Here is a 19,951-nt window from a genome sequence, read left to right on the forward strand (position 1 = left end):
GTCGGGCCGGGGATCAGACCAGGCCGGCGTCGCGGAGCAGCTTCCACAGCCCGGCGCCGTCGGGGGCGGAGAGCCACTTCTGCCCCACCGGCCCCGCCGACGACGGCCGGTCGTTCGGCACGGGCAGGCTGCCGGCGAGCACCGACTGGGTCGGGGAGAGCCGGCGGATCGCCACCCCGGCGACGTTCTCCGGGTGGGCGGCGGCGAACTCCCGGTAGATCTCCGGGTCGTGCTGCCCGTCGTCGCCGATCAGCAGCCAGCGCACGTCGGGGAACTCGGCGGCCAACCGGGCCAGGGTGGCCCGCTTGTGCTCCCGGCCGCTGCGGAACCAGCGGTCGGCCGTCGGCCCCCAGTCGGTGAGCAGCAGCGGGCCGGCCGGGTAGAGGTGCCGGGACAGGAACCGGGTCAGCGTCGGCGCGACGTTCCACGCGCCGGTGGACAGGTAGAACACCGGGCTGCCGGGGTGGGCGGTGACCAGGCGTTCATAGAGCACCGCCATGCCCGGCACCGCCGTGCGGGCGTGCTCGTCGAGGACGAAGGTGTTCCAGGCGGCCAGCATGGGTCGGGGCAGCGCGGTGACCATGACCGTGTCGTCGATGTCGGAGAGGATGCCGAGGCGCACCTCCGGGTCGATCACCCGGACCAGGGCCTCGACCGGTTCGGCGTCGGCGACCCGCAGCCGCACCGAGGCCCAGCCGGGGGCGAAGTTGGCCTTGACCATGGTGTCGACGAAGCCGCTGCGGTCGGCGCGGGCGGTGTGTACGCCGTCGCCGGCCTCGATGGTGACCTCGACGTGTTTGGCGGGCAGGGTGGCGAAGCTGCGCCAGCCGCGTACCTTCTCCAGCCGGCCCTGCCGCCGGTCGGGGCGGCTGAGCAGCACCCGGCACAGCACCCGGGCCCAACCGGGTGCGCCGTAACCGGCGTACGCGACGATGTTGGGCTGCCAGCCGGTGCGGCGCAACCGGCGCTCGACCAGTTGGTGCAGGGCGTCCTCGATCCGCGCGGCCCGGTGCAGGGTGGGTACGGCCAGCTGGCTCGCGGTGGTGGAGGGCACGGTGCAACCCTGCCACAGGAGTCCGGCAGCGGCCAGGCGAGCGACCAGGAGCACAGCGGGTCGAGCGCCCAGGTGGACGGCGGGGCACGCACCAGACGTCCGACGCCCCGGCCGGGCGGAAACGAGTCGGGCCGAGCCGGACGGGAAGCGAGTCGGACGGGAGACGAGTCGGGCGGGCGCGGACCGGCATCGGGTCGGCTGGACCGATCCGGCCCGGGAGGCCCGGCCGGCGTGACACACTCCGGTCGGGACGACGACGGGGGCGTTGGTCGTGTCGACACCTGTTCCATCCGACCGCGCACGGCTGGACCGTCCGGCGCGGGTCGCGCTGCTGCTCGGGGTGGCCGGGGTGGGTTACCGGCTGGTTCTGACCCTGCTGACGGTGCCCGCCGCGAACAGCGACGAGGCGACCTTCGGGCTGGCCGCGCTGCACATCGCCGCCGGCCGGGAACACCCGGTCTTCCTCTACGGGCAGCATTACATGGGCATGATCGAGTCCTACCTGGCCGCCCCGCTGGTGGCGCTGGCCGGACCGTCCTGGCCGGTGCTACGGCTGCCGCTCGTCGCGTTGTACGCGCTCTTCCTCTGGTTGTCGTACCGGCTGAGCCGGCGGCTCTACCGGCCGTGGTTCGCCACCTTCACCGTCGGGTTGCTGGCGCTCGGCACCGAACGGGTGGTCCGCGACCAGCTCACCGTGGTCGGCGGGCGGCCCGAGGGTAAACCGATGGTGCTGGCGATCCTGCTGATCGCGGTGGGGCTGGCGGGGCGACGGGGCCGGTGGCGGCGGCCCGGGTGGCGACGGGCGGCGGCGGGGTTGGCCGGGGTGTGCGCCGGGGCGGCGCTCTGGTCCGACTGGCTGCTCGCCCCCTACCTGGCGGTCGCCGGGGTGCTGCTGGTCTACGCCACCCGCCGGGAGTTGCTCGGCTGGTCGGGGCTGCTGCTGGTGGCCGGGTTCGCGGTCGGGGTGGCCCCGCTGGTCTGGGACAACCTGGTCGCCCCGCCGGGCGCGGACTCGTGGTCGGTGCTGCGCCAGCTCAGCGCCGGCACCGGGCCGACGCCGCCGCTGGTCGACCGGGTGCGCGGTGGGCTACTGACCGGGGTGCCGCTGGCCACCGGCCTCTGCCCGGTCACCGGGTGCGCCCGCCGGCAGGAGTGGTTCGGGGCGCTCTACCCGGTGCTGCTGGTCGCCGCCGCCGGGCTCGCCCTGGTCGGCTACCGCCGGACCACGGGCCGGCCGACCGCCGTGCGGGTCCGGCCCGTCGCCCAGCTCGCCCTGATCGCCGGTGCCGCCCTGACCCTGCTGTCGTACGTCCGCAGTCCGCCCGCCGCGACCGACCCGCTGGCCAACGCCCGCTACCTGGCGGTGGTGCAGATCTCCCTGCCGGCGGTGCTGTGGCCGCTGTGGCTGGCGGCGGTGGCCTGCTGGCGGGGCACCGTCGGGGTGGTCGGTCGGCTGGTCGGGGCGAGCGCCACGGCGGTGCTGGCCGGGTTGACCACCACCGCCGTGGTGGCGACCGGGCTGTTCCTGACGGCGCTGGACGCGCCCCGGGCCGACCAGCGGCGGGCCCGGGAGCTGGCCGACGCGGTGCGCCGGACCGGCCTGCGGGAGGTCTACGGCGACTACTGGACCTGCAACCGGTTGACCTTCGACACCGGTGAGCGGGTGGTCTGCGCGGTGCTCGACGGGCAACTCACCCCCGGGCAGAACCGCTACCGACCGTACTGGCGGCGGGTGGAGGGGGCGCAACGACCCGGGTACGTGCTGCCGGTGGACTCCCCGGCGGAGCGCCGGCTGCGGGGGCTGCTCGGGGACGCGGCCGACCCCGCCCGGCTGGTCGAGGTCGCCGGATACCGGGTGTACCACCCGGCGAGTGCCGTCCGGCCGTGGCGCTGACCTCGGCCCGTACGCTTTCCGGGTGCTCATCCTGCTGCCGCCCTCCGAGGGCAAGGCCGACGCCGGCACCGGTCGTCGGCTCGACCTGACCCGGCTCTCCCTGCCCGAGTTGACCCCGGCCCGCGTGGAGGTGCTGACCGCGCTGATGGCCCTCGGTGCCGCCGGCCGGTCGGACGGGCCCGGTGCCGCCGACGCCGCCCTGACCGCCCTGGGGTTGACCGCCGGTCAGCGGGGCGAGCTGGCCCGCAACGCCCGGCTGGACCGGGCCGCCACCGCACCGGCCGGGCAGGTCTACACCGGGGTGCTCTACGAGGCGCTCGGCCTGGCCACCCTGCCGCCCGGGGCGCTGCGGGCGGCCCGCCGTTCGGTGCTGGTCAGCTCGGGCCTGTGGGGCGCGGTACGCCTCACCGACCGGATCCCGCCGTACCGGTGCCCGATCGGGGCGCGGCTGCCGGGGGTGGGGGCGCTGTCGGCGTACTGGCGGCGGGTGTTGTCGCCGGTGCTGACGGCGGCGGCCGGCGGCGGCCCGGTGCTGGACCTGCGGTCCGCCGCCTATGCGGCGACCTGGACGCCGCCGGCGGAGCTGGCCGCCCGGACGGTCACCGTGCGGGTGCTGCACGAACGCCGGCCGGGGGAACGCACGGTGGTGAGCCACTTCAACAAGGCCACCAAGGGCCGGCTGGTCCGCGACCTGCTGGTGGCGGGGGCCCGGCCGCGCACCGCGACCGCCCTGATCGGCGCGTTGCGTGACCTGAAGTACCCGGTCGAGGAGCAGCCGGTGACGGCGGGCCGCCCCCGTCAGGTCGACGTGGTGGTGACCGAACTCTAGGAACGCAAGATTTCCTCAAATCCGGTGCCGATGGCTGGAGGCGGGCGGACCGGCAGGCGACCGTAGGGGAACCCCCGTCGAGAAGGAGCGGTCCGATGACCTCCGAACCCCGCCTGCTCGACCGGCCGCGCCCCCCGGCGTCCCCACCACCGCTGGACTGGTTGACCCTGGCCGACGCGTTCGAGGTGGCCTGCCTGGTGCGCTGCACGCCGACGCCGGCCGTCGCCACGCACCGCCCGACGCCACCCCCACCGCGGGCGGTGGTGGAGTTCAACCGGGAGGACGCCGCGCTGCGGATGCGGCAACTGCTCGTCCGGCTCGGCGTCCCCGTCGAGCACGAGGTGGCCACCGGTGGCCTGCGTCGCCGCTACGAGCTGCACCGGTTGCACGTGCCGACGGCGCAGGTGCCCGGGTACACGGCGTTACGCGAGGCCGGCTGGCGGCAGGGACGGCGGGAACTGCTCGGCCCCGCCGTCGGCTCGTCCACCCCCCGGGCCGCCTGGCGGACCCGGCTCGCCTCGGCGGCCTGGCGCTCGGCGTTGCTGGCCGGCGGCCGGCACGTCCGGCGGCACATCCTCGGTATCCGGCTGGCCGACCGGGAACTGGCCGCCGTGCTGGTCCGGTCGGCGGCCCAGTTGGAGGTGCCGGCGCTGCTGCGACCGGGAACCGGCTGCCTGGTGGTCAGCGTCGCCGACGGGCCGGACCGGCTGCGGATCATGGAGCGGGCCGCGTTGGCCCCCGCCCGGCAGCCCACCCCGGCCTGAGCGCGGCGGACGTCGAGGCGTCCACCCCGCAGCGGGCTGACCCGGCGGTCAGGCCCGGCACCGGCCGTCTGAGCTTGCGCCGACGGCGGTGACGGCGCAGAGTGCACCGCGTGAGCCGTCGCCGGACCGGGCGCGGCCGGCGGTCCGCCTCCGCCGGCACAGCGCTGCTGATGCTGCTGGTCGTGGTGCTCGGCGGGCTGGTCGCCTGCCAGGACTCCCCCGACGAACCGGTCCGGATCCGGATCGCCACCGGCAGCCCGACCGCCGTCTACCACGCCTTCGGCCAGTCGCTGGCCACCGTCCTCAACCGCGAGATGCCCGGTGTCCGGGCCAGCGTGGTGGTCACCGCCGCCTCCGCCGAGAACGTCCGGCTGGTCGGTTCCGGTGCCGCCGAGCTGGGCTTCACCCAGGCCGACGTGCTCGACACCCACCCGAACGGCCCACCGAAGGTGCTCGCCGTGGCGCGCGTCTACGACGACCTGCTGCACCTGGTCACCACTGCCGGCGGACCGATCCGCGACCTCGCCGACCTGCGCGGACGGCGGGTCTCGGTGGGCGCGGCCGGGTCCGGCACCGAGGTCACGGTGACCCGGCTGTTGGAGGTGGCCCGGCTCGGCGGCGACCAGGTCCGGCAGGAACACCTCGGGTTGGACGACTCGGTGGCAGCGCTGCGGTCCGGCCGGATCGACGCCTTCTTCTTCTCCGGTGGCCTGCCGGTACGCGGGGTGAAGGCGCTCGCCGACGCCACCTCGATCCGGCTGGTCAACCTGGGCGAGTGGACCGAGCCGCTACGTCGCGCCTACCGCGAGGTGTACGTCTCCCGGGACATCCCCCGCTCGGTGTACGGCGTGGACCCGGTCACCACGGTCGCCAACCCCAACTACCTGATCGTCCGGGCGGACCTGCCGGAGCCCCTGGTGCGCGAGGTGACCCGGCTGCTGATGGAACGTCGGTCGGAGCTGGCCGCCGCCCACCCGGCAGCCGGCCGGATGAGTCCCCGCTCGGCGATCGCCACCACCCCGCTGCCGCTGCACCCGGGCGCAGCCGCCTGGTACCGGTCCGCCAAACCCTGACTCAGCCCGCCCCGCCGGGCAGGGCGGGGACGACGGCGTCCGACGGGGAGTCGGCGTCGGACGGGGATTCGGTGTCCGACGGGGGGTCGATGTCGGACGGGCCGGGGAACCACAGCTCGGCGACCAGACCGCGCGGTTGACCCGGATGCATGGTGAGCCGACCGTCGGAGGCGTCCACCAGCACCGCCACGATGGTCAGGCCGAGGCCGGCACCCTCGATGTTCTGCGCGTCCGGGGCCCGCCAGAACCGCTCGGTGGCCTGGTGGAGCTGCTCCGAGGTCATCCCCGGGCCGGTGTCGCGTACCTCCAGCGCGGTGCCCCCGTCGACGTGCCGGACCGCCACCGTCACCTCGCCGCCCTCCCCGCTGAACTTGATCGCGTTGTCGATCAGCGCGTCCAGCGCCTGGTCGACGGCGGTCGGCACGGTCCGCGCGTACGCCGGGCCGGACGCCGCCAGGAGCAGGGTGACCGACCGGTGCCGGGCCAGCGGCTCCCACGCGGCGACCCGGGACGCGGCCACCGCCGCCGCGTCCACGGTGACCCGTTCGTTCTGCTCCCGCTCCGCGCGGGCCAGCGTGAGCAGCCCGTCGAGGACCAGCGCCAACCGGTCGGTCTCCTCCAGGGCCAACCGGTGCTCGACCTGGCCGGCCTGGTCGGTCACGCTGGGCCCCAGCTCCTCCACCCGCAGCCGCAGCGCGGTCAGCGGGTTGCGCAGCTGGTGGCTGGCGTGCGCGACGAAGGCCCGTTGCCGGTCCATCACGTCGGACACCACCACCGCCATGTGGTTGAAGCTGGCTGCCAACCGGCGCAGCTCGGGCGGCCCCCACCGGTCCTGCACCCGGGCACCCCGGTCCCCCTCGGCGATCTCGTGGGTCACCGCATCCAGCTCGGTCACCGGGCGCAACACCCAACCGGCCAGCCCGAACGCGGTGGAGACACAGGCCAGCACGGCGAGCAGGCCGATCCCGGCGAGCAGCAGCCACCAGGCGGTGACCGTGCGCCGGACCTTCTCCACCGGGGTGCTGGTGACCACCGCGCCGAGCACCTCACCACCGTCGTTGATCGGCACCGCCACCACCAGCGGGCCGTCCACCCACGGCCAGACCGAGTCCGGCCCGTTGAACTGCTGCCCGGCCAGCGCGGTGTCCAGCGCCGCCCGGGTGTCCCGGCCCGTACGCCAACTCGTCGACACCACCAGCGCCCGGCCGTCCCGGTCGACGACCGCGGCTCCGATGCCGTACAGCTGGTCGTAGCTGACGAGTTCGCCGGTCAACGGCCCGGCACCGCCGCCCCGCAGCGCCGGCCCGGCCAGCGAGGCGAACCGGGTCGCGTCCGCGAGCCGGTCGGAGCGGACCCGGTCGGTCTCCCGGGACGCCAGCGTCGCCGCGAGGGGCGTCTCCAACGCCAGGAGCACCAGCACCATCAGCAGCAGGTAGCTGATCACCAGTCGACGCCGCACCGGCTGCCCCTCACTCGCCCCGGAGCCGGTAGCCGACCCCGCGTACGGTCTCCACCAGCCGGGGGTCGCCGAGCTTGCCCCGCAGCGAACCGACGTGCACCTCGACGGTGTGCCGGTCGGCCCAGGTGGTACCCCAGACGTCGAGCAGGATCCGGTCCCGGGACACCGCCGTCCCGGGCTGGCGGGCCAGCGAGAGCAGAATGTCGAACTCCTTGCGGGTCAACGCCACCTGCCGACCGTCGACGGCGACCGTCCGGGCGGCGACGTCGATACGGACCGACCCGACCTCGATCAGGTCCCGGGCCGGCGCGGCGTGGGCCGCCCGCCGCAGCACCGCCTCGATCCGGGCCTGCAACTCCACCATGGAGAACGGCTTCACCACGTAGTCGTCGGCACCGAGCCGCAACCCGAGCACCCGGTCCCGTTCCTCACCACGGGCGGTCACCGCGATGATGCCGAGCTGGCTGCTGCGCCGCCGCAACTCCCGACACACCTCGGTGCCGTCCCCGTCGGGCAGGGTGAGGTCGAGCAGCACCAGGTCACAGGGGGCGGCCGAGAGCGCGGCGGCGACGGTGGCCGCGTGCTCCACCTCGTAGCCGCGGCGGGTCAGCGCCGACGCGAGGGCGGCGGCCACCCGTCGGTCGTCCTCGACCAGCAGGATGCGCACCGGTGACCCCCATTCGTCGTACGGATGACGAGCGAATGGTGGCAGAAGCACCGGCTCGCCGGAAACCACGGGGAACACGGGTCGGCCGGTGCCGGGCCGGCCGACGAACGGGACGGGGCCCGGGACGGGTGTTCGCCCCGGGCCCCGTACCCCGTCCGGTCAGCGGCAGAGCCGGCCGATCTCCTCCTGGAACCGGTCCATCGGGTTGGCCTCGGCCGGGCCGAGCAGATAGGTCTTCAGTTCCCGCCGGGCGTCGGTCATCGGGTCGTCGCCGGCCCGGGTCAGCGCCAGGATCTTCGGCAGCTCACCACAGTCGCGGGAGAGCAGGTACGCCCCCCGGGAGGTGGGGAACTCGCGCCGGAACTCGTCCTCCGGCAGCCCGCTCGGGTTGGCCACCACGTACGGCCGCTGGCTCTGCACGAAGTCGGAGACCACGCTGGAGATGTCACTGACCAGCAGGTCGGTCTGGTTGAAGCAGTCGAACAGCGCGGGGACCCGGCCGGTGACCACCCGGTGCCCGGGGCCGTCCAGCGAACCGGCGTCCGGGTCACCACCGGCGGCCCGGATCAGCGACACCAGGCGCTCGTGCACCGCCTTGGCCTCCTTGGAGCGGGAACCGGTCAGCGGGTGCGGCTTGTAGACCAGGCGCACCTGCGGCGAGGCGAGCACCCCCCGGACGATCCGCTCCCCCATCAGCACCAGCGAGGTGTGGTAGGGGTCGTCGTCGAGCCAGCCCTCCCAGGTGGGGGCGTAGAGGACGGTGAACGGCCGGTCGGGGGCCGTCGAGCCGAAGGTGTGCACCCCGGCGAGCTGCGGCCGGCCGATCTCCACGATGTCGTCGTCCCGGACGCCCACCGCGGCCCGCGCGTACCGCTCCCGGCCGGCCAGGCCGGCGACCCACACCTCGTCGTACACCTTGCTGTACGGGTTGACGCTGGCCTGCTTGTCGCTGTCGCCGTGACCGACGAAGACGTGCTTCATGCCCGGCTCGCGCAACATGTGGATGTTGGCGCCGACGTTCGCCGCGTAGAGGGCGGCCCGGACGGTGCCCAGTTCGAGGTTCATGAAGTCGGGCCCGGTGGGCACGCAGATCACCGGGAGCCGGGTGTCGGCCAGCTCGAAGAACGCTTCCTTGCTGCGCATCAGCACGACCGCCCGCTGGTGCAGCGCCTCGGTCGGGGCCAGCCACATGTTGGCCTGGTAGACGTCCTTGGCGGGGCCGGCGAAGTAGAGCGCGACCTCGGGCCGGTGGTTGTCGAGCCAGCGCTGCAACACCGGCAGCACCGGGCTCTTGCCGGTGCCCCGACCGCGCAGCCAGGTCACCGCGACCACCGCGCCGATCAGCGCGGCGAGCCCGGCGGCCACCGCGGCGACCGTCAGCACGGGGGTGGCGTCGACGCGGACCGCGGTGACCACGGCGGCCGGGATCAGCAGCACGTTGAGCACCGCGAGCGGCACACCGGCCAGGTTGGCGATCCAGTCCGGCGGGCGGGGCGCCGAGCGGATCGGGCCCAGCTCGATGTTGCGGACCAGGGCGGAGACGGGGTTGCGCCGGTCGATCATCGTGTTCAGGGCACCCGCGAAGACGGCGATCACCCAGACCGCCGCCGGGAGCACCAGCAGCCAGGTCAGCTCGACCCCGGTGAGCGGGACCGTGGCGGCGACCAGCAGCACGGACGCCAGGTCCCGGCTCAGTTGCCGGTAGCCCCGGTTGAGACCGACCTTTTCCAGCAGCGTGTCCGAGGGCGGCGACCAGCGGGTGACGGCGAACTCACCGACCACCGCGGCCAGCCCGGCCACGGCGAACAGGACCACCCATCCAAAGACGCCCGCGACGAGCATGACCAGGTAGAACAGCACCAGCAGTGCGCCTCGGGCGGCGGTGCCGGTGCGTTCCAGTAACGTGCCGAACAAAGGAGGACGCTCCCTACGAGGTCGTTGACGGGCGGGGCCCGGCGGTCGACGGCCTCGTCGTGCGACGGGCGTGACCGCAGCACCGCGACCGAACGTGCCGGTCTGCGGGTGATTGCGACTTTAACGCGAGAGGGCGTCCCGGTGTCGCTCGGGTATCCAGGTCCATTTCGGTCAGACGCGACGATACCCCTCGGGCGACACCTGACGTCCGCCGCTCAGCCCGCCCGGCCGTAGCAGGTCGTCGCGCCCGGTCCCGGTCGGGTCGCGAACTCCTTGAAGCCCAGCTCGACGGCCATGTCCCGGGCGTACCGGTTGCCGTTGTAGACGCAGATGGTGCCCACCCCGAGCCGGTCGACGGCGGCGTCGACCTGGTCCCGGGCGGGTTTTTCCCGCCCGTCGGCGAAGTGCGCCAGCAACAGCCGGTCCTTGGCGAAGTCGGAGTTGAGGTCGTACTCCACCAGGTAGAAGTCGCGGGGCAGGACGACCCGGACCCGGCTGGTGACGATCAGTGAGGTCCGCATGATCGTCGACGGGGCGAGGACCAGCCCCGCCGGCCGGTCCTGCCGGGAGATCCAGAAGGCGATCTCCTGCCGCTGCTGGGGCAGCTTCCAGGTGGGGCGGGTGTGCGTCTCGACCCAACTGTCCTTCGACCACATCGGGGTGGCCCAGACGGCGAACGAGGTGACCATCGCGGCGGCGACCAGCCCGCCGACCGCACCGCGCAGCAGCCGCGACGGCGACGGGACGCGCACCGTGCAGAGCAGGCCGATCAGGGTCGGCAGGGCGAGCAGCCACGGCACCCGCCAGAGCACCACGGAGATGCCGGTCAGCGCGCCGAGCGTCTCCAGCACGCCGGGCACCAGCAGCACGCTCATCACCAGGGCGGCACCGGCGGCCAGCAGGGCCGGGGTGCGCCGACGGGCCAGCAGCGGCCCGCACCACAGCGCCAGGCCACTGATCACGCCGACGATCCCGACCAGCAGCGTCCGCCGGTAGGTGTACTCGGCGTCGAAGAAGGCGTCGTCCGCGCCGGCCGCGTCCATACCGCCCAGCACCAGCCGGGACACCACGATCGCCCCCACCGGGTACGCCACGGCGGCCAGCCCGCCGACCACCGCGTCCTTCCAGCGGCCGACCAGCAGCATCGCCAGCCCGGCCGCGCCGACCAGCATCGGCAGGATGATCGCCGAGGTGGTGGTGAGGCCGGCAGCGGTGACGGAGAGGGCGAAGACGAGCAGCAGCGAGCGGCGCGACCGGGTGTCGAACCACTCGGTGAGGTAGAGCCACATCAGCGGGATGACCGCCGAGACGAACATCCCCTTGCCCTCGTAGAGGCGGGGCAGGTGGAAGGTGCCGAGCGCGGCGTCCGAGCCGGCCACCAGGTAGAGGTAGGTGACCGCGACGCTGAACGCGAGCACCGGCCGGCGTGGGGCCCACCGGTGGGTGAGCCGCCACAGCGCCAGGACGGCCAGCACCGCCATCACGGGCAGCGCCAGGTACCAGGTGGCGGACGCGCCGTGGATGCCGAGCACGTGCGCGAGCGCGCCGTCGAACACCTCGATCGACGGGGTCGGCGGCAGCGAACCCATCGCCGGGGCGACGTTCTCGGTGAACAGGAAGTCGTTGGTGGGCACCAGGTCACGGTCGGCCACCCAGACGGTCTTGCCGACGTAGTAGACGTCGTCCGGGGTGTTGCGGGCCAGGTAGAGCGAGGAGATCGCCACCCCGACCGAGATCAGCAGCGCGTACCCGGACTGGAGGGCGGTGGGGACCGGTGACGCGGGCGGCGCCGCGTCGTCAGCCCGCCACGCCCGCCGGGTGAGCAGCATGGCACCGATGCCCGCGACCGCGCCGGCGGCGGCCGGGACCCACCAGGAGAGCACGTCGCCGGCCGGGGTGCCGGCGAGGCCGGCGGTGACGGCGGCGACCACCCCGGCGGCGACCACGGGCAGCAGCCAGCGGCGCGGCTGGCCCGTGCCGCCCGCCGGGACGGGGTCGGAAGTCGTCGGCGCTCCGGCGGCGTCGGGAGTCGTCGGCGCTCCGGCGGCGTCGGCAGCCGCACCCGCCGGGGCGGGGACCCGGGCCCGGCGCAGGGCACGCACCGCCACCACGGCGGTGATCAGGGCGCAGCCGACCAGCCAGATCAGGAACGTCACCGACGGGCGCAGCCCGAACAGGAAGGACGCGTGGTAGAGCACCGTCCACAGCGCGAAGCCCAGCACGGCCGCGTCGGTGACGACGGCCGGGGCCGCGGCGAGCGCCGACCGCAGCCGGTGCGCGGGCTGCGGCCGTCCGGCGGCAGGCCCGGCGGGGGGTGGTGCGACGGGCGGAGGCGCGACGGCAACGGGGTCGGCGTTCGGCACGGGTCGTCCTTGTCGTCGTGCGGGCACGGTACGCGAGAGTCGTACGGCCGGCGGGCGGCGGACGGTCGCCCGGCTCCGGTCCGGAAAGCAGGGTAACCGCAACCATCGTCCGTCGATGGCCGGTGGGCGGCGTGGCGGTGTCCCGGAGTTGGCCGGGTGGGGTGGGTGCCGGGTCAACCGGACACCGGGGCCGCCCGCGGCCGGGGCACGGTGCCGTTCGCGGTGAGCCCGATGGCCACCGACTCCACCAGCAGGTCCAGGTAGGTCGGGGTGAGCGGGGTACGGGCGATGGCCAGTCGCCAGTACAGCGGCCCGACGATCAGGTCGACCGCCGCGTCGGCGTCGGTGTCGGCGGGCAACTCGCCGCGCTCCACCGCCAGGCCGATCAGCCGGCCGCCGATCTCCTGCTGCTTGGCCCGCAGCAACTGCTGCAGGGTCTCGTCGATGGTCGGGTTGCGGGCCGCCTCGGCGAGCAGGTCGGGGATGATCTGCGAGGCCAGCGGGTGGCTCAGCGCGTGGGCGACGACCTGGAACAGCAGCGTCAGGTCGCCGCGCAGGCTGCCGGTGTCCAGCGCCGGCAGTTTGCTGCCGGCGGCGGCGACCACGGTCTCGATCACCAGGTCGAGCTTCGAGCTCCACCGCCGGTAGATCGCGGTCTTGCTGACGCCGGCCCGGCGGGCCACCGCCTCGATGGAGAGCCGCCCGTATCCGACGGCGGCGAGTTCCTGCATCAACGCGCGGCGGATGGCCCTGGTGATGTCGCCTCTCAGCACTGCGGCACCGGCCGGCGCACGCCTCTTGTCGCTGGTCATCGGGGACTCTTCGCACCTGTCACGTGGGCCAATGTAGCGCAACGACGGTACGGTTGCGTCCCGACGTGTTATGGACTACCGTCCACGCAGCGACGAGGCTGCCCCGGCACCGCGCCGACCCACAGTTCCCATCGTCGCGCGCATCCCGTTGGTACGAAAGATCGGAGCGCCCTTCCCATGGCCACCACCGCGCTGGTCGACCCCGAAACGGGCCTGACCCAGGCGCAGCTGGCCGCTCGGCACGGACTACGGGTCGCCGGTGAGCGCCCCTCCCTGACCGAGTACAGCCGCAGACTGTGGGCCTACCGGCACTTCACCGCCGCGTACGCCAACGCCAAACTGGTCGCTTCGTACAGCAACGCCAAGCTGGGCCAGATCTGGCAGGTGCTCACCCCGCTGACCAACGCCGCCGTCTACTACCTGATCTTCGGCGTGGTGCTCGGGCAGAACAACATCCCGAACTTCATCGCGTACCTGACCACCGGGTTGTTCATCTTCAACTTCACCCAGAGCGCGGTGCTGGCCGGCACCCAGTCGATCAGCGGCAACCTGGGGCTGATCCGGGCGCTGCACTTCCCCCGGGCCTGCCTGCCGCTGGCCGCCACGCTGACCCAGTTCCAGCAGTTGCTGGCCTCGATGATCGTGCTGGTCGGCATCGTGCTGGTGACCGGCGAGCCGCTCACCCTGGCCTGGCTGATGCTGCCGCCGGCACTGCTGCTCCAGGCGGCCTTCAACGCCGGGGTCGTGATGGTGGTCGCCCGGATGGGTTCCAAGGCCAGCGACCTCAAGCAGGTCATGCCGTTCATCCTGCGCACCTGGATGTACGGCTCCGGGGTGCTCTACAGCGTCAAGCTGTTCGACCGGCTGCCGGAGTGGGCCTCGACGCTCATCCAGTTCAACCCGATCCTGGTCTACATCGAGCTGGCCCGGTACGCCCTGCTGGAGCAGGCGCCACTGCTCAACGAGTCGCTGACCCAGCTCTGGCTGGTGGCGGCCGGCTGGGCGATCCTGGGCGGGATCGCCGGGTACGTCTACTTCTGGCGCGGCGAACAGGAGTACGGCCGTGGATGACCGGTACGAGACGTCCAACGACGTCACCGTGACCCTGCCCCGGGTCGTCGAGCGGATCCCCACCGTGGTGGTGGACGACGCGCACGTGATCTACCGGGTGCACAAGGGCGCCGGTGGCGGGAGCACACCGGTGGCCGCGCTGCGCCGGCTGGTCAAGCGCTCCTCCGCGCCCAACATCCAGGAGGTGCACGCGGTCAAGGGGGTGTCCTTCACCGCGTACCGGGGTGAGGCGATCGGCCTGATCGGCAGCAACGGCTCCGGCAAGTCGACCCTGCTGCGGACCATCGCCGGGCTGCTCCCGGTCAACCGGGGCGCGGTCTACACCCAGGGCCAGCCGTCCCTGCTGGGGGTGAACGCCGCCCTGCTCAACGATCTGTCGGGTGAGCGCAACGTCACGTTGGGCTGCCTGGCGATGGGGATGCAGCCCGACGACGTGGCCCGGATGACGCCGGAGATCATCGAGTTCTCCGGGATCAACCAGCGGGGCGACTTCGCCAGCCTGCCGATGCGGACGTACTCCTCGGGCATGGCGGCCCGGCTGCGGTTCTCCATCGCCGCCGCCAAGAAGCACGACGTGCTGCTGATCGACGAGGCGCTCGCCACCGGCGACAAGGGCTTCCGTAAGCGCAGCGAGCAGCGGGTCCGGGAACTACGCGAGGGGGCCGGCACGGTCTTCCTGGTCAGCCACCAGCTCTCCTCGGTACGGGACACCTGTGAACGGACGATCTGGTTGGAGTCAGGGCTGATCCGGATGGACGGGCCCACCGACGAGGTGATCCGGGCGTACGAGGCATTCGCCAACGGCAAGTAGTATTCCGGGCGCACGTACGGCATCGATCCGATGCTCCACGGACCGCGTCGTCCCGTTGGGGCGGCGCGGTCCGCGCGTTAAGGTTCATCCCGTCGCCAGGCTGGCGCAATCTTCCGTTCAGGGTGACCCCCGGGACGCGTGCAGACATCCCCCGAGAGTGAGGATCGGCAATGACGCAGGACCACACCACTGGCCCGGACGCCACACCGGAGACCCCGGCACCGTGGCGGCCCTCGCGGACGGTGGCGGTGGTGCTGGCCGGAGGCACCGGGACCCGGCTCGGCCTGGGCATCCCGAAGCAGTTGCTGAAGATCGCCGGCAAGCCGATCATCGAACACACCCTGGCCGTCTTCGAGTCGGCCCCGGAGATCGACGAGATCATCGTGCTGATGGCCACCGGGCACGTCGCCGACGCCCAGCAGATCGTCGACAAGGCCGGCTTCCGCAAGGTCAGCAAGGTCATCGAGGGCGGCGAGACCCGTAACGCCACCACCCGGGCCGCCCTGGACGCGGTCGGCGACGGCGACGTCAACATCCTCTTCCACGACGCGGTCCGCCCGCTGGTCAGCGCCCGGATCGTCCGCGAGTGCGTGAACGCGCTGTGGAGCTACTCCGCCGTCGACGTGGCGATCCCCTCCGCCGACACGATCATCCAGGTCGACGAGGACGAGTGCATCACCGACATCCCGGTCCGGTCCCGGCTGCGCCGGGGGCAGACCCCGCAGGCGTTCCGCTCGGGCACCATCCGGGAGGCGTACCGGCGGGCCGAGGGCGACCCGGACTTCGCCGCCACCGACGACTGCGGCGTGGTGCTGCGCTACCTGCCCGGCACCCCGATCAAGGTGATCGACGGCTCGGACGAGAACATCAAGGTCACCCACCCGGTCGACGTGCACCTCGCCGACAAGCTGTTCCAGCTCGCCGCCGCCCAGGCCCCCCGGCTGTCGCACCGCAGCTACACCGAGGAGCTGGCCGGCCGGACGATCGTCATCTTCGGCGGCAGCTACGGCATCGGGCACGATCTGGCCGAGCTGGCCCGGGGCTACGGCGCGCAGGTCTTCCCGTTCAGCCGGTCCAGCACCGGCACCCACGTCGAGCAGACCGGCGACGTCGAGGCCGCGCTGAAGACCGCCTTCGAGGCCACCGGCCGGATCGACCACGTGGTGGTCACCGCCGGCATCCTGGAGAAGGGTGCACTGGCCGAGATGGACGAGGAGACCATGGACCGGGTGCTCCAGGTCAACTTCGTCGGCCCGGTGATCGCCGCCCGGCAGTCCCTGCCGTACCTCCAGCAGACCAAGGGTCAGCTGCTGCTCTACACGTCCAGCTCCTACACCCGGGGCCGGGCCCAGTACGCGCTCTACTCCTCCACCAAGGCGGCGCTGGTCAACCTGACCCAGGCACTGTCCGACGAGTGGGCCGAGTACGGCGTCCGGGTCAACTGCATCAACCCGGAGCGCACCGCCACCCCGATGCGTACCAAGGCGTTCGGTGAGGAGCCGGAGCACACCCTGCTGGCCGCCGAAACGGTCGCCCAGTCCTCGCTCGACGTGCTGATCTCCGACCTCACCGGTCAGGTGATCGACGTCCGGCGGGCCCCCGGCGAGGCGGCCCCGGTGCCGGCGCAGCCGACCGCGGCCGAGCAGGACCGGCTGCCCAGCGGCGTCGACGCCGGCTGACCCGACACCCCGGAGACGGTACGACATGCGTGGTGACCTGGTCAGGAAACTGATCGCACGGTGCCTGACCACCGGCCTGGCCGTGGTCGCCTTCCTGGTGGTGGCGTTCACCGGGGCCACCGGTTGGGGCCTGGCCCTGGCGGTGGCCGCGCTGGCCGCCGCCGGTTACGAACGTCGGGTCCGCCCCGACGCCGACATCGTCGCCGAGACGGTGCTGCTGGCCGCCGGCATCCTGGTCGGCTACGCCCGCCGGCTCGACGACGGGTTCGACCCGGTGCTGGCGCTCACCGCGCTGCTGCTGCTGGGCCTGGTGCTGCTGGTGGGGCCGCTGCGCGATGCCGGCAACCTGGAGATCCGGGCGGCGAACCTGCCGGTGCGGGCGTGGACCCCGCTGGTCGCCGCCCGGCTCGGCGGCGTACTGCTGGGGCTGCTCGCCGTGGTGGCGGTGGCCGCCGCGTTCGCCCTGCCCGCCGTGCTGGCGCTGGTCGTCGTGCTGGTGGTCGCGGCCGGCTGCGGTGCGGTCGGCCTGGACCTGGCCCGGCGGCGGTTCCGGCCGTCGGGTGGGGGCGGCCCGGTGACCCGGGCGCTGCGCACGCACCAGCCGGAGTTCCTGCTCTACTTCTCCGCCCCACCCGGCTCGGAATACCAGGTCACCATGTGGCTGCCCTACCTGGAGCGGCTCGGTCGGCCGTTCCTGGTGCTGCTGCGGGAGCCGGAGTTCCTGCCCACGATCGCCGCCGCGACGAGCGCCCCGGTGGTCTACTGCCCCACCCTCAAGGCGATGGACGAGGCGCTGGTGCCCAGCCTGCGGGTGGCGTTCTATGTCAACCACGGGGCGAAGAACAGCCACTGCATCCGGTTCACCCAGCTCACCCACGTGCAGCTGCACCACGGCGACAGCGACAAGGCCCCCAGCGCCAACCCGGTCTCGGCCATCTTCGACAAGATCTTCGTGGCCGGTCCGGCGGCGATCGAGCGGTACGCGCGGGCCGGCGTGGAGATCCCCGCCGAGAAGTTCGTCGTGGTCGGCCGCCCGCAGGTCGAAGCCATCGAGGTACGCCGGGAGGCCCGCCCGCTGACCGCCCCGACCGTGCTCTACACCCCCACCTGGACCGGCCACCACGCCGACGCCAACTACTGCTCGCTGCCGGTGGCCGAGCCGCTGCTGCGCCGGCTGCTCGACCGGGGGGCCACGGTGATCCTGCGCGCCCACCCGTACACCGGGCAGAATCCGGCCTCGGCCCGGCAGTTGGCCCGGCTCACCGAGCTGCTCGCCGCCGACCGGACCCGTACCGGCCGGCAGCACCTGTGGGGGTCGGCGGCCAGCCGCGAGCTGAGCCTGACCGAGTGCGTCAACCGCTCCGACGCGCTGGTCTCCGACGTCTCCGGGGTCATCTCCGACTACCTCTACTCCGGCAAGCCGTACGCGGTGACCGACCTGGGCGTCGACGGCGACGAGTTCCTGGACCGGTTCCCGCTGGCCCGCTCCGGTTACGTGCTGCGCCGGGACATGGCCAACCTCGACGAGGTGCTGACCGGGCTGCTGGACACCGACCCGTTGGCGGCGGCCCGCTGGCAGACCCGCCGCCGTTACCTGGGCGACTTCCCCGCCGACGCGTACGCCGAGGGTTTCCTGGCCGCGGCCCGCCGCGAGCTGGAACCGGGCTGGACCCCGCCGACCCCCCGTACCCCCGCCGCCCCCCTCTCCCCCCACGCCTGACCCGCACCCGCACCCGCCCGCCTCCGCCCGCACCCGCCTCCGCCCGCACCCGCTCGCGCTCGCACCCGTCCCGGACACGCCTCCGCACCCGCCCCGCGCGCCCGCCTCCGTCGGCAAGATCGTGCTCGATCCAGGTTGTAGTGGCCTCCTCGTCGCAGGAGGCCACTACAACCATGTTCGAGCACGATCTTGCTCCGGCCGGTCGGGTCGACCCCGGGACAGCGAACCGCCCCGGCCACCCGTGGTAGGGCGGCCGGGGCGGGTGGGGTGGCTCGGTCAGGCGGAGTAGCCCCGGGTGGCGATCCAGTTCGCCAGGGTGGTCACGCTGACCCAGTAGGCCGGCAGCGACGGGTCGGCCGAGTCGGCGATCCGCACGGTACGACCGTTGTCCCGGTAGCCCACGGCGGCGATGTAGTGGCCGCCGGGGAAGGAGTGCCAGCCGCCGTCGAGGTCGGTGGCGTCCCCGGCCACGTTCGCGACCACGGCCCGCTTGTCGGCGACCGCCGCGACCACGTCGGCCCGCAGCCGGTCGATCTGCGCGTCGCTCGGCGTGCCGGCGAACATCCTGGTCCGGTACGGGTCACCCTTGACCACGGCGTTGAGCACCCGGGTGGTGTCCTCGGCCGAGTTGGTGCCCATCTCGGTGGTGCCCAACTGGGCGGCGAGGTCGTCCTGGCCGCGCTCGATGCCGGCCGCGCTGAGCGCGTTGCGGACCGCCGCCGGGCCGCAGTAGTAGTAGGTGGTCTGGGCCTGGTAGTCGTAGCGCAGGACCTTCGACGACGGCGGCTTCGGGGCCGCCTTGCGGGTCAGGTCCGGGTCGGCGGTGGCCCTTGCCTTCGCCCGGGTGACGCGCGGCGACGGGGCGTCGCTCGCCGACGGGCTGGCCGAGGGGGTGGCCGACGGGCTGGTCGGGGCGGGGACGGCGACCCGGGCTTGGGCGCGGCTGGCGACGTCGTCGAGGCGGGGGGCGGTCTCGGCGACGGCGGTGGCGCGCTGCTGGTCGGTCGGGGCGTCGTCGACCCCGGCGGCCAGGGCGGTGCCACCGGCGGCCAGGGCGAGGACCGCCGCCGAGCCGACGACCATCCGGTACGGGCGTCGGATGCCCAGTAGGCGGAGCTGTCGTTTCATGTGGTGCTTCACAGGGTGTTCCTCCACGGGGCGAGGCGGCGGGCACACCCCATCGGCACGCGGCGGACACGCCGCGCGCGGATCGGGTGTTGCGCCGCTCGTTCGGCAGGGACCGCCCGACGGGGGGCCGGGCGGATCGGCGGCTCGCCCGGCAGGGGCCGGGCGGCGGGGCACAGAGCCGGGTCAGCGCGTCGGGCGCGACGGTCCGGCGGTGCCCCGGCACCGAGGTGGAGGAACTACCGAGGGGGTGGGGTCATGCTGCACGAGGAGGGAACTCCTTCCTTTGCCGCCGACCGGGTTAGCTGACGGATTCGGGCGGGAAGATCGCCCTACCCCGGGCCGTGGCCCGGAGATTCACCCCAGGTGGTGCGTGTGGGTCCCCGGTTCGTGACTGGCACGATTGAGCGGGTCGGCACGGCGTCGCCTCTTGCGATCGGAAACCGCACCGGACCGCAGCGACACTACTGGCCGGTTTCCCCCCTCGCCAAGCCCGTTGAGCTGCACAAACATGGGCTGGACGAGTCAGTTTCGGGGCACTCGGGCACTGACCCGCCACGCGTGGGACGGTCGGAGCGCCCGGGCCCGTCCAGGCGAAAACCCGGACGGCCGGGCACCGACCGCCGATGATCGTCGCAGTCGATGTGACCGACTGTGACCAGGTGTCCGGTTTCCACCCGCAGTGACGGCACCCACAACCCGCAGATAACAATTCA

At 73.4% G+C, this 19,951-nt stretch carries 15 protein-coding genes and 1 riboswitch; of the genes, 8 read left to right on the forward strand and 7 right to left on the reverse strand.

What is annotated here, in order from left to right; translation table 11 throughout:
* Window positions 1-13 precede the first annotated feature (13 nt).
* On the reverse strand, window positions 14-997 hold the full coding sequence (locus JQN83_RS22005) for an App1 family protein phosphatidate phosphatase (protein ID WP_372444102.1): 984 nt from the start codon (window positions 995-997) through the stop codon (window positions 14-16).
* A gap of 328 nt (window positions 998-1,325) precedes the next feature.
* Here JQN83_RS22005 and JQN83_RS22010 point away from each other — a divergent pair, with 328 nt between their 5' ends.
* The 4 genes from JQN83_RS22010 (at window position 1,326) to JQN83_RS22025 (ending at window position 5,614) form a co-directional block, all read left to right on the forward strand.
* Window positions 1,326-2,948: a hypothetical protein gene (locus tag JQN83_RS22010; protein WP_372444096.1), complete on the forward strand. Its 1,623-nt coding sequence runs from the start codon at window positions 1,326-1,328 to the stop codon at window positions 2,946-2,948.
* Window positions 2,949-2,970: 22 nt separating this feature from the next.
* A complete protein-coding gene (yaaA, locus tag JQN83_RS22015; RefSeq protein ID WP_208569030.1) occupies window positions 2,971-3,777 on the forward strand; it encodes a peroxide stress protein YaaA in 807 nt (268 codons plus the stop codon).
* 95 nt (window positions 3,778-3,872) lie between these two features.
* Entirely contained in the window at window positions 3,873-4,541 is a 669-nt protein-coding gene (locus JQN83_RS22020; RefSeq protein ID WP_208569031.1) for a hypothetical protein, read from the forward strand.
* Window positions 4,542-4,651: 110 nt separating this feature from the next.
* On the forward strand, window positions 4,652-5,614 hold the full coding sequence (locus tag JQN83_RS22025) for a TAXI family TRAP transporter solute-binding subunit (RefSeq protein WP_372444098.1): 963 nt from the start codon (window positions 4,652-4,654) through the stop codon (window positions 5,612-5,614).
* A 1-nt stretch (window position 5,615) separates the two neighbouring features.
* Here the strand turns inward: JQN83_RS22025 and JQN83_RS22030 are convergent, their stop codons facing one another.
* The 5 genes from JQN83_RS22030 to JQN83_RS22050 form a co-directional block, all read right to left on the reverse strand.
* Window positions 5,616-7,073 (reverse strand): sensor histidine kinase, encoded by a 1,458-nt coding sequence (locus JQN83_RS22030; protein ID WP_208569032.1) that lies wholly within the window; start codon window positions 7,071-7,073, stop codon window positions 5,616-5,618.
* 10 nt (window positions 7,074-7,083) lie between these two features.
* Window positions 7,084-7,740, reverse strand: a complete 657-nt coding sequence (locus tag JQN83_RS22035; RefSeq protein ID WP_208569033.1) for a response regulator transcription factor — start codon at window positions 7,738-7,740, stop codon at window positions 7,084-7,086.
* A gap of 159 nt (window positions 7,741-7,899) precedes the next feature.
* Complete coding sequence (locus JQN83_RS22040; RefSeq protein WP_208569034.1) at window positions 7,900-9,654, reverse strand: CDP-glycerol glycerophosphotransferase family protein; 1,755 nt, start codon at window positions 9,652-9,654, stop codon at window positions 7,900-7,902.
* Between the two features lie 215 nt (window positions 9,655-9,869).
* The gene (locus JQN83_RS22045; protein WP_208569035.1) at window positions 9,870-12,017 is read right to left on the reverse strand and encodes a DUF6077 domain-containing protein; all 2,148 of its coding nucleotides are present in this window, start codon (window positions 12,015-12,017) and stop codon (window positions 9,870-9,872) included.
* A gap of 173 nt (window positions 12,018-12,190) precedes the next feature.
* Window positions 12,191-12,829, reverse strand: a complete 639-nt coding sequence (locus tag JQN83_RS22050; RefSeq protein ID WP_208569036.1) for a TetR/AcrR family transcriptional regulator — start codon at window positions 12,827-12,829, stop codon at window positions 12,191-12,193.
* Window positions 12,830-13,006: 177 nt separating this feature from the next.
* Between JQN83_RS22050 and JQN83_RS22055 the strand changes: the two genes are divergently transcribed.
* The 4 genes from JQN83_RS22055 (at window position 13,007) to JQN83_RS22070 (ending at window position 18,110) form a co-directional block, all read left to right on the forward strand.
* Window positions 13,007-13,900, forward strand: a complete 894-nt coding sequence (locus JQN83_RS22055) for an ABC transporter permease (protein WP_208569037.1) — start codon at window positions 13,007-13,009, stop codon at window positions 13,898-13,900.
* Entirely contained in the window at window positions 13,893-14,711 is an 819-nt protein-coding gene (locus JQN83_RS22060) for an ABC transporter ATP-binding protein (protein WP_067303417.1), read from the forward strand. Before JQN83_RS22055 ends, JQN83_RS22060 begins: the two co-directional genes overlap by 8 nt.
* A 170-nt stretch (window positions 14,712-14,881) precedes the next feature.
* Window positions 14,882-16,390, forward strand: a complete 1,509-nt coding sequence (locus JQN83_RS22065) for a bifunctional cytidylyltransferase/SDR family oxidoreductase (RefSeq protein ID WP_208569038.1) — start codon at window positions 14,882-14,884, stop codon at window positions 16,388-16,390.
* 25 nt (window positions 16,391-16,415) lie between these two features.
* Window positions 16,416-18,110, forward strand: a complete 1,695-nt coding sequence (locus tag JQN83_RS22070) for a CDP-glycerol glycerophosphotransferase family protein (protein ID WP_208569039.1) — start codon at window positions 16,416-16,418, stop codon at window positions 18,108-18,110.
* A 276-nt stretch (window positions 18,111-18,386) separates the two neighbouring features.
* On the opposite strand, the gene JQN83_RS22075 is transcribed toward JQN83_RS22070, so the two are convergent.
* Window positions 18,387-19,238 (reverse strand): C39 family peptidase, encoded by an 852-nt coding sequence (locus JQN83_RS22075; RefSeq protein WP_208569040.1) that lies wholly within the window; start codon window positions 19,236-19,238, stop codon window positions 18,387-18,389.
* 272 nt (window positions 19,239-19,510) lie between these two features.
* Window positions 19,511-19,655: riboswitch (cyclic di-AMP (ydaO/yuaA leader) on the reverse strand.
* Window positions 19,656-19,951: the final 296 nt, after the last annotated feature.

Origin of the sequence: Micromonospora antibiotica, from assembly GCF_017599305.1 — a bacterium.
Classification (GTDB): Bacteria; Actinomycetota; Actinomycetes; order Mycobacteriales; family Micromonosporaceae; genus Micromonospora; species Micromonospora antibiotica.

Bases quoted from the DNA above. Each gene is read 5' to 3' on its own strand.
- JQN83_RS22020 (WP_208569031.1), top strand. From the start codon at position 3,873: ATGACCTCCGAACCCCGCCTGCTCGACCGGCCGCGCCCCCCGGCGTCC.
- JQN83_RS22050 (WP_208569036.1), bottom strand. From the start codon at position 12,829: ATGACCAGCGACAAGAGGCGTGCGCCGGCCGGTGCCGCAGTGCTGAGA.
- JQN83_RS22055 (WP_208569037.1), top strand. From the start codon at position 13,007: ATGGCCACCACCGCGCTGGTCGACCCCGAAACGGGCCTGACCCAGGCG.
- JQN83_RS22065 (WP_208569038.1), top strand. From the start codon at position 14,882: ATGACGCAGGACCACACCACTGGCCCGGACGCCACACCGGAGACCCCG.
- JQN83_RS22070 (WP_208569039.1), top strand. From the start codon at position 16,416: ATGCGTGGTGACCTGGTCAGGAAACTGATCGCACGGTGCCTGACCACC.
- JQN83_RS22075 (WP_208569040.1), bottom strand. From the start codon at position 19,238: ATGAAACGACAGCTCCGCCTACTGGGCATCCGACGCCCGTACCGGATG.